Consider the following 9597-nt stretch of genomic DNA (forward strand, 5'->3'; position numbering starts at 1 on the left):
GACTGAAGTCCCCGAGCCGTTTCCCTCTCAGGGCTGAAGCCACTGAGTTTCCCACATCCCGTATTAATTTTTATGAGCAAAAGGAAATGGTTAAATCAATCAAAAAACTAGCAGGGCGATTGAAATGCTCAACCAGGTAATAAACCAAGATGCGTTAGCGAAGCCCTCCAAGAGGATCGCTAATCAATGTAAAGAATTGGCGGCATTAGTAACTCGGCACACTGAAGGCAAGGGGAACGGTTTTCATAAAACAGCTATAGATAAGCTGGAATTTACGCGAGAATCTTCAGTTGCCGCCGCACTGCACGGTGTCTATCAACCTATTCTCGGCATCATCGTTCAGGGCAAAAAAGAAGCGTTGCTGGGTGAGGAAACCTATCGTTATGGCGAGGCTCAATATCTTGTGATATCGGTTGATTTGCCTCTGAGCGGATTTGTTGTAGAGGCCACTCCCGACAAGCCGTATTTAGGATTCAAGCTGAATTTAGACCCTCGCCAACTCTGCGATATTATCACTGCCCAAACCAGTCCAAGTGCGAATAAGAAAGAAAACTCTGTCAGAGGTTTGTTTGTCAGCACCGCCGATGCACCGTTACTCGACTGCGCCCTCAGACTGACACGACTTTTGGATACGCCGCAGCATATCCCGATGCTGGCACCGATGATTATCCGCGAAATCTATTATCGTCTTTTAATGGGTGAACAAGGCGAAGCTGTCCGCCAAATAGCAACATCGGGGAGCAATATGCAGCGGATTGCCGAGGTGCTTGAACAGATTAAGACTGATTTTGCACAACCGATGCGGGTTGAGGATTTGGCAGGTAAAGCGAGTATGTCTGCTTCATCTTTCCATCACCATTTCAAAGCAGTGACATCAATGAGTCCGCTTCAATATCAAAAGCAATTAAGACTATTGGAAGCGCGTCGCCTGATGCTTGCCGAAAACTCCGATGCTTCCAATGCAGCCTATCAGGTGGGTTATGAAAGTCCCTCACAGTTTAGCCGCGAATATTCTCGGATGTTCGGTGCGCCACCGATTAAAGATATTGAGCGTTTACGCATGGGTTGAGCATAGATATTTAACCGATTTATCTATCTTTTAATAGTGACTTTTGAGCGCCCTCAAGCCAGTTGCTCCTTGAATATTCAGGCATTCATAGAGTCGATCGACCATCAACTTCCACGGCATCATTCTCTTTCCGACTACCAAGCACAAATTCTCCAACAGATGTCTCAGCGTAATAATTGCATCCTACTGCTTGAGCAAATAGCTCGGAGTCACCACTCCCAATCCCGCAAGGAGCAAGATTCATAGCTGTTGCTACTAAATACATAGTTTGGTATAAAGCACCAACGTGTTTCAGCATGAGTGCGTAGGCTATAGATTCATACTTCCAAGCTAAACGTTGGAAACGAGCGGTAATCACAATTAGGACTTGAGGTTTGCCTTGTCCCATTGCCATACCAGCATCCTTCAGTAAAGCTTCCACAGCTTCGGTTTCGCCGGAAATACAAGACAATTCATGAGCTTGTGGCTGATAGTAATACAAACCAGGCCAAATATCTTGGCAGCGATCGACAACAGGATAAAGTTCGAGTTCATATATAGCTCCACCACTAGGATAAGGACGACTGAGAAGTTCGCCCTGGTCGGTTTGGATCTGGTTTTTGATTCGGGCGCAACGATAGAGAAATTCTCCTAACTGTTGAGCAGTTATTGGCAATTCTCCATATTCTCGAATCGAGATTCTACTTTCCAAAATCTGAGTGAAAGAAATATCTGAAGTTATGAGATTATCTAAATTTGGTTGATCTAGTTTTATGGTTTTCTCGGCTGTCCGAGGATGCAGGGCTGGCAGAGGATCGATCTGACCTAAAAAACGGTAAGTTCCACCAACCGGATTAGAATGTCTGCCGCTACGACTGCGAGCATGAAACAGTAAGTCGTGGAATTCCCATTGAGCTAGGGTGACATCGGCTTGTTCTGAAATAGTGCCATATTCAGACACTTCACACAGCATTTGCGTACTCAAAAGTAAACTAATAAATTCCTGAATTGTATTGAGATTAATTGCCTTAATTTCTGTTTCTATTTCACTGCACTTACAAGGATGAGCTAGTAAACCGATGATAGCCATTGCTTGCCAATTTAATAGATGAACCGCCATTTTTGACAAGGGTGACTCTAAGAGTATATGTCCTTTAAGTTGATGAATATAGGCAAAATTTGACAGTATATACTGGCGATCTAAAACAGCCATCCGTGGAATAAACTGACAATCTCTAGTCATTGGTTTAGCTGTAGCGATGCAACATTCTTCTGTAGCAACAGAATGACACAGCCAACCAAAATGAGTAAATCTTTGCAGGTACTGATAAAAGTTGAGAACTATAAAGTCTCCCCGGTCTTGTTGTAACCAGTTGTTGATTGTCTCCAAGGTTGCACCATTATCTGCCAGTGCAAACAATGCTTTTTTAGCCCTGGTTGTACTGCTTTAAAGGTTAACTTGTGATGTGGAGATGCCAGAACAATTTGTTCATCTTCATTTTGAAGAACAGAGACATCACTGTTAAATGTGAGGATAATTCCAGATAAGGGGTAGTGCATCGCGCTGATGTGGTGAAACAGTTGATAATTGACAGTAGACAGTTGACAGTAGAGACGAACTGCTGTGAACGTCTGTACATAGGACTTGCGATTTAAACCTCGCCGTAAAAATAATCCGCCTAAAAGCCGGGGATGCCAGACCCTTTTTACTTGGTAAGGTGAATTGTTGCGATTGCTGGCTAGTCATTCCTGAAAATACTGCTATGAGGGCGGCGTTAGCGATCGCTCCGTCGAGATGGCATGATTAAGTAGTTAAGCAAAATTAATTACATAATTATCTCCAAATTCTTTAAAAATTTTTTCTACAGATGAAACAAGAGATTGCCAGCTAGAGTAGGCATCTATTTCGAGCCATTGATATTTTATAAACCGCCACAAAATCTCAATTAAATTCAATTCAGGTGAATAAGTCGGCAATTCAAATATAGTTAAACCGCGTTTTTTCCATTCTTCAATTTTCTCGAAAATGGCATGAAGAGTATGAATAGAAGCTTGATCTACTACAATAACTGTTGGCCGCTCCACCACAGCAAAGAAAGTATCTATGCAGGCTATGATTACATCATAATTAATAGTCTGCTCTGAAACATAAGCATGAAGAGTGTTTTGCCGATTCATGATTCCCAAGACATTTAAACGCTTAGTTCTACGACTATCAATTGACAAATATTCACCAATATCTTGCCATCCATAAGGGACACAAGGAATGCCACAAAATCCGGATTCATCCAAATAGTATAAATCAATTTTTCCCTCATCTTCTAATTGTTTTAATTCTGACAATTTTTCTTTTTTTCCCTTGTATTCTATGGGGTCTGGCTTGCCGCCAACACCTCGACGCATCCTATGCTAACTCATATTTTTTTTTAATTATTCTCTTAATTGTTTCCGTACTTGTATTAATACACCATTCTTCTTTAATTTTTTGTACTACTTGCTTTAATTGTTTTGGTTGTAATTTTACCCAGTCCTTAATTTGATCTGATTGTGCGGAATTAAATGTTTCTTTTCTGCCTCTACCTGGTTTATTATATAATCCAAGCATTCCCTCATTTTCCCATCAATTCAACCAGTTATACATGGTCTTATAACTAACTTTAAAGATCTTCATCAAATTTTCATTTTTGATATTTTGTGAAACCAAAATTAAAAATTGTGCTCTTTGACGCACTTGATGATGTCTGCTTTCGCGATAAATTCGGTTTAGCAATTTCAAGGAAAGTGGATTGATATCTCGAAGTAAAAACATATAAAATTTCTTTGAATACAACTTGATATTTTCAGTATATCATATTAGTTGATTTGTGTAATTAATTTTGTTGAGCTACTTATAATTAGCGATCTTTCTGTTCCAAACCTGTTTTGCCACATTGGAGGCGAACTTCAGATTAAACATGGCAGTGGGAGTCTTAACCATGTGGCGAATTTCCATTAAGCTTCGGTAACTCTCAGGACTGCTCTTCAATAACGCTTCAACTTCCTGCCAATATTGCTTGGAAAGCCGATCGATCCAATTGAGCTTTTTACCTGTCGTTGTTGCATCCACGGGTGACAACCAAACTCGATCGCGATTTGTCGCCATCATCCAAGCAGCTTGTAAACTTTGGGCAAGTTGCTGTTGAAAGCGATCGCTCAATCCTGTTAAATCGGTTCGAGAGCGAAATTGCCGATCGAGACACCGATCCAACTCTATAGCACCGATAGCAGCAGTAGTCATGCCCTGACCATAAAAAGGATTCAAGGCAAAGACGGCATCTCCCATGACTGCAAACCCCTCTGGTAGTTTCAACTTTTCGTAGTGGCGCAACCGATTTTCTGTGTTGCGGAAGCTGTAGATGGGAGAAACAGGCTTGGCATCTTTGACGGCTTTGTAGAGGGCAAGATTGGATAACGATCGAGCAAATTCTAGAAAACCCTCTTCATCCGTCGGCGGATAATCTCGATTAAAACCATAAAGACTCAGCACCCAGCGGTTCCCTTCCATCGCCGCCAGTACGCCGCTACGCGATTCACGGGGGGATTTGGACATCACCAGCAGCGTTTTCCAATCTGCATCCAAATGCTGAGGGCGATCGTACCAGCGAGTTGTATAGCCTAAAAAGGCGTTAACTTTGGTTTCAGCAGGAGTCGGATAGCTTAATTCCTCCAACCACTTGGGCGCATGAGATTGTCGTCCGCTAGCATCGACAACTAAATCGGCAGTTAATTCTCCCAACTGCAAGGTATCGCGATCGAGTAATTGCACCCCCGTAATTCTAGACTTAGTTTCGTCAGTTAACAGTTTTTTTACCTGAGTAGCATCTAGAAATTGTAGGCGATCGCATTTGAGCAAACGACTACGAATTGACCACTCTAAAAGACTGCGACTGCAACTAGGAACAATTAAATCTGAAGCACAACGAGGAAAAGCATCCCCTTGGATCAGAGTTAAAGTGTCTGAAATTTGATCGGTCAAAATTGCACCAGCACCCACTAATTCTGCTTCCAATCCAGGAAAAAGCTGCTCTAGGATGTTATTACCTCGTTTCAGCAGTCCATGAGAATGTACTGTTTGAGGCACTCCCGATCGCGCCCCAAGCTTTCCTGGCAAGGAATCACGCTCAACTACAGTGACAAATGCAAAATGGTTGAGCAACACTCTGGCTGCCAGCAATCCCGCAATGCCACTGCCAATCACTAAACCATGACTGCCGTTGCTAACAGCTTGTTGTCGTTTTTCAAACTTAGACATAATTTCTAAATTCCTCGTTTTAGTTAATTCTCCCGATCGGTCTACAATATTTTAAAAAAAGTCTTTTCCAAACGTTTATCCCATTCATGCTGGTTCTTGAGACCATTTTTTACCAAGCTGGAGTTAGCAATAAAACTAATCAAATACTGATTAATTACTGACAAAGGAAATGGCAATGGTCTGAGTACATCAAAAAACAACACAACCCGAATCCCATCTGTATCGTTCCAAACTTCATGCTGATAACAATCATCAAATATTAAAGCCTTGCCTTCTTGCCAAAATGCCACATCGTTACCAACGCGCATTCTACATTTGAAAAAAGGTTGAGGAATAATTAGTCCTAAATGACAACGAATCACGCCTTTGTAATATCCACGATGCTTTGGGATGTGTTTGTGAGGCGAGAGAATTGAAAAAAAAGCTGTTGTAATTCCGGGAATTTGTTCAATTATGTTGGTAGTTTCAGGACATCTGGCACAATTTTGTTCAGCTTTGAAACGATAGCCATATAAAAAATATGTTTTCCAGCGATCGTCCTGAGTAATTGCATATTGTTCGGGAGATATATCTTAAAAATTTGGTAACTCCTCCCTATGTTTCAGAATTTCATCGAGTTCTTGTCTAATTCTTGACCAGTTAGCTTCTAAGGTTTCTACCCAGTCAAATTCCTGATTAGTAAAAATATTGGGATGTCCCACCAAAGAAAAACGAGCAATTAATTTTTCAAAAGATGCACATGTTGTCATCACAATTAAGAAGTTAAACTTTTTAATCATCTGGCTAAAAGCTTGATAAATCTTCCGCATATTAATTCTCCTTTTCTTGATAAAGCTTAAAAAAGCCGGGTTAAAAAAACATGGGAATTGGGTTAAGCTGCTCTTCTGTCAGTGGCACTGATAGCCAGCCCATTTGCACCGGAACATCATAGAGTCGCCCCGCCGCAAACCGATCCCAGAAATGCCGCAATCCAGGAACAATCACCTTGACAACGCTCAATCCTATATCTGGACGAGTTTGGTCGAGAACTAGGGTTTCTAAACCACGACTAGCAGCAATTTCCACACAGGCAATCACATCTTGTTTTAGATCCCTGCTGTCATATTTTGGGTAATCAGCATAGACTTTCGGCTTCACACTGCGATCGGGAACGAGATAAGGCTGATTTGCTAATGTGGCTTCTTTATACCAGTATTCCGAATCTGGGTTATCAAACTCTTTTTCGGTGTGATGCTGCGACAAAACTGCCATGAATTGATTTAGCTCAGTAACTGCTCGGAGGATCGCAATTTTAGGGTCAAAATGAGTCCCAAAACCAAGTGCGCTCGATTCTGAAGTTTGGTTGTCGCGTCGAACTATGGCAGCAAAAGACGGAATATTGAAATCGCTAGTAATATCGAGAACCCAAAGTTGATAATTCTGACTTTGGTAATAATCTCGCAAGGCTTGCAGATAGGGTTCATCAAAACTATCTAAATCCACAGCAGGGCGCTGGATGCGGTTGTACCACCACAGGGCTACACAATCTCTTTCCACCAATTCCCTGAATCCTTGGAGAATTGCTTCCTCTAAACTATTGCCTGCTGCGTTGCCATTAAAATCTCCGATACAAAAACGATGACCATCTACAAGTGGATAACGGTAGTAACAGTAAGCAGTGGGCAAATATTTCAATTGTTGCTCAGTTAGCGACCACATAGGTGTCCAATCTATTTCTTTGTCTCGATCGAATACTTCAGGAACCCAAGCAAAATCTCCATGCTGAACGTTCCATTTTTCCCGTTTTTGATATTGGGAATCGCTATACAGAGCAAAGTCGTTAGGATGAATTGCGATAGATTCTAGTTGAGCATAAGTTCCTTTAATCCGATACTCATCTCCGGTAAAAACACCAGAGTATCTTTCCAGCGCTTCACCAAGACAACTTGCTCTAGATTGGCTGTCAGTTTTACCTTTGCCAGCACTGTTGGCTCTTAAATTTTGGCGTAGGTTTACTAAACAGTTATTGCTTCGACTATCTAGATAGTTTGCTGTATAAACATGAAGCAAAATATTATCACTTATGAGTTTATTAAAAGCATTTACTACTCCCAAAATAGGACTAATATGATGGGAATATTTATTGAAAGTTTCTTCAGGAGAAACGCTGCGATGTCCTCCATCAGAAGTGAATAGTTTTTTCTGAATTTGAAGTGCGATCGGCTGCGGTTTATCTGCTTGGTTAAAAACCCCACATACTTGACATTGCGGACGTTTAACAAGAATATGCTGCTCGATCGATAGCTGCATGGTATCGAAGGTAAATAGTTTACCTTCTAACTGTGAAGGTGTTGCTAGAACTAACTGTTTTGCAGTTTCCATAGCTGCCCAGTTGATACCCATCTGCAAGCTTACCGGAAGCACTGCACGAGAGGTTAAAAAGGATTCAGTCATTCCTTTTTGTTTGGCGATACTTGTTTCAACAGTTCGGTTTCCCTGCAACCGTTGAGCAAGACATTCCCAACATCCCGTATGAGATGGGACAAATAGCGGCCCCAGCCAAATTACCGTACCCACAGGTTTCACTAATAACCAAGGTTTTTGGCGTGCTTCGGCTGCTTGATTGAATTCACTTAAACCAACTTGTAAGTAATCATCGGTTAAAACAATTGTTAAATCCGTCTGGCTTAGATCGGCTTGTTCGTCAACAGTTATATTTAATGACTTCAAAGCAGAAATAAATTCTTTTGTCTCAACTTGACCAAAAGATACTACACTTACTCTTGTATTTTTTAGCTTATTTAGAGCTGTTGCCGAATCAGTATCCAGCAAACTCCAAAATGCCGCTTGTGGCGGTGGTATTATCGGTTCTGCTTCCGCTAGATAACCCTGACTCTCCAAACGGGTAAGGGCATTGTAAACGCCAAGCATTGATACTTCAGCTTCTAAGTGCCGCACAATGTCATCGACATTATGCTCACCGTTAAGCAAGGGAGCAAGCAACGTATAGAGGCGACCGCTAAGAGCATGATGTTCGTGTTCGCTAAGTAGATAGACGCTACTTGGCTCGATAACTTCAACATGGAAGTGGGGTTTAAAAACAGGTTTGTTCAGCATTGTTTTAGGTAAATAAAATAGGACTTACGTATGGGGGCCCAGAAACCGGGTTTTTTACCGAATTTGTGGCTGCAACGCGTCTTTTCGTAAAAAAACCCGGTTTCTTTGGTAGGAGTGCTTCCAGGACTGTAAAAGTTGCTGCATTCTGTTAAGCATTGCCTAACTTATACTATGAGAGAGAATTTGATTTTGTTCTATCGATGTTGATGATGCCATTAACTTAGAAGACTTCCAAAAGCTATTAATGGAAGTTAAATAAGGAGCAAGGTGGCGATTCACAAATCTCACCATTATTTTATTTTCTGCTAATACAATAAACATTGCCTCTGTCCCTTTTTTATCCGTAAGTCGGCGATTAATTGATGCTGCAAGCAAATGAATTCCTAGACCCATAGCTCGAAAGTCTGGTTTAATAAACAGTGCTTTATAAATTGCACCATTTGGCATTTGTTGTACAATACTCCAACCAATTACCTCTTCCAGGTCGTCGCGCAAACCAATACTATAAACAGCTTCAATCCGGTCTTGAAAGGGACAAAGTTCATCAGGATAATTCAGTCCATTCTCTCGCTGTTTGATTTTCGTTCGCTCTTGAGCTGTTAAATCAACCCAGGGGAAAATAGTAAATTTATTGGGGAGAACATACCGATTTAAAAAAGGAGCCTGCTTAATACTTTCTCGGTTCGTTAGACACTGCAAACTATAAAAAGATGCAGTTTCCCAGTTTTGTTGCTTAAGCATACGTTCCAGAATTGGAGTCGTAAGATTCAGACTGTATAAAAGATTGAGTTGTTGACAGCCATGTTTTTTTAGTATTTCTTCAATCTGCATTAGTAGCGCAGTACCAAGTCCCTGTTGGCGATGCTCTTGAGCTACGATGAGCGATAAAATGTTGGCTTGATTCTGATTTGTTGGATATTCAGCTAAAACTAATCCAACTGGCTGTCCTTGAAGTGCTACACCGAGAGCAATATTTGTGAGATTCTGTGATGAAAGCCTATCTAGACGTTCTTGAAACCAAGGATAAGTTAAATGCTTGTAAGTGGAAGCATTCAGGCTATCTAAAACTATGTAATCGTACATTTTTCGTAATTGCTCAACTAGGGGAAAAAAGGGAGCCATCAATAGAGAGAGCTTGTTGAATGGATTGATAAGCAGTTAA

At 41.2% G+C, this 9597-nt stretch carries 7 protein-coding genes and 2 pseudogenes; 1 reads left to right on the plus strand and 8 read right to left on the minus strand.

Going from position 1 to position 9597, the window contains the following annotated elements; all coding sequences use genetic code 11:
* The first annotated feature begins 124 nt into the window (after positions 1 to 124).
* Positions 125 to 1069, plus strand: a complete 945-nt coding sequence (locus QUA58_RS29790; protein WP_333254078.1) for an AraC family transcriptional regulator — start codon at positions 125 to 127, stop codon at positions 1067 to 1069.
* A gap of 85 nt (positions 1070 to 1154) precedes the next feature.
* Here the strand turns inward: QUA58_RS29790 and QUA58_RS29795 are convergent, their stop codons facing one another.
* The 8 genes and pseudogenes from QUA58_RS29795 to QUA58_RS29830 form a co-directional block, all read right to left on the minus strand.
* Entirely contained in the window at positions 1155 to 2291 is a 1137-nt protein-coding gene (locus tag QUA58_RS29795) for a SagB family peptide dehydrogenase (RefSeq protein ID WP_333309904.1), read from the minus strand.
* Positions 2283 to 2477, minus strand: a pseudogene (locus QUA58_RS29800) (hypothetical protein); the annotation flags it as partial. The gene QUA58_RS29795 and the pseudogene QUA58_RS29800, both read right to left, overlap by 9 nt.
* Positions 2478 to 2860: 383 nt before the next feature.
* A pseudogene (locus tag QUA58_RS29805) lies at positions 2861 to 3857 on the minus strand (IS630 family transposase).
* A gap of 75 nt (positions 3858 to 3932) precedes the next feature.
* Positions 3933 to 5339, minus strand: coding sequence for an FAD-dependent monooxygenase (locus tag QUA58_RS29810; protein WP_333397721.1), 1407 nt, complete (start codon positions 5337 to 5339; stop codon positions 3933 to 3935).
* 41 nt (positions 5340 to 5380) lie between these two features.
* Complete coding sequence (locus QUA58_RS29815) at positions 5381 to 5908, minus strand: aspartyl/asparaginyl beta-hydroxylase domain-containing protein (RefSeq protein ID WP_333397729.1); 528 nt, start codon at positions 5906 to 5908, stop codon at positions 5381 to 5383.
* A 3-nt stretch (positions 5909 to 5911) separates the two neighbouring features.
* Complete coding sequence (locus QUA58_RS29820) at positions 5912 to 6148, minus strand: hypothetical protein (RefSeq protein ID WP_333397723.1); 237 nt, start codon at positions 6146 to 6148, stop codon at positions 5912 to 5914.
* 40 nt (positions 6149 to 6188) lie between these two features.
* Positions 6189 to 8435: a TOMM precursor leader peptide-binding protein gene (locus QUA58_RS29825; protein WP_333397725.1), complete on the minus strand. Its 2247-nt coding sequence runs from the start codon at positions 8433 to 8435 to the stop codon at positions 6189 to 6191.
* 159 nt (positions 8436 to 8594) lie between these two features.
* Positions 8595 to 9518: a GNAT family N-acetyltransferase gene (locus tag QUA58_RS29830; protein WP_333397727.1), complete on the minus strand. Its 924-nt coding sequence runs from the start codon at positions 9516 to 9518 to the stop codon at positions 8595 to 8597.
* Positions 9519 to 9597 lie beyond the last annotated feature (79 nt).

Origin of the sequence: Microcoleus sp. N9_A1 (genome assembly GCF_036701795.1) — a bacterium.
GTDB lineage: Bacteria > Cyanobacteriota > Cyanobacteriia > Cyanobacteriales > Microcoleaceae > Microcoleus.